The organism is Neisseria sp. P0021.S007 (assembly GCF_051956855.1).
Window position 1 is genome coordinate 1 of sequence record NZ_JBQCXA010000534.1, and the last position, 687, is coordinate 687.

The following is a 687-nucleotide window of genomic DNA, read 5'->3' on the forward strand; positions in this document are numbered from 1 at the left end:
GCGTATGGTGGCGATGCTGTCGGCTTTATGCGTGCTGATGACGATGGTCAACGGTTGGCAGGCGGCGGCGCGGTTTGCGAACAATATCGGCCGTGATTGGAAGCGGTGGCTGTTGATTGTATTGCCGACGCCGATATTTGCCAGCCAGTTGTGGCTGTTTGTCTGGGGGCCGGTCAACGGCGAAGGGGTAAACATCGCCATGGGTTATTTCCTGTTTCCTTTGGCGATGATGCTGGGTGGGCGGATTTGGTTTAAAGAGCGTTTAAACCGGTTGCAGACGGTTGCCGTTGCGTTGGCATGTGCAGGCGTGGCTTGCGAGTTGCTACGGTCGGGTGCGTTTTCGTGGACGACTGTATGGGTGTTCGGCACCTATCCGTTTTATTATCTGCCACGCCGAAAACTGGGTGTGCCTTCTTTAATCGGTCTGACTTTTGATTTGATGATGATTACGCCATTTGCGTTGGCGTATATTATATTTGCAACGGATACGCCGGCGATGATTGCGGCCAAACCGGTTTTAATTTTCTTTATTGTGTTGCTAGGCTTCAATAGCGCAATATCTATGCATTTGAATTTGAAGGCGAGTCAGTTGTTGCAGGTTGCGGTGTTCGGCATGTTGAGCTATTTGGAGCCTGTATTGCTTTTTATTGTGTCGATTGTATGGCTGGGTGAGCCGGTGCAAAAAGG

1 protein-coding gene is annotated in these 687 nt (G+C 50.8%); it reads left to right on the plus strand.

Annotated features, from left to right (window positions below):
* Positions 1 to 687 (plus strand): EamA family transporter (locus tag ACTHUR_RS14455; protein ID WP_440399264.1); only part of this gene is annotated, 687 nt, incomplete at both ends.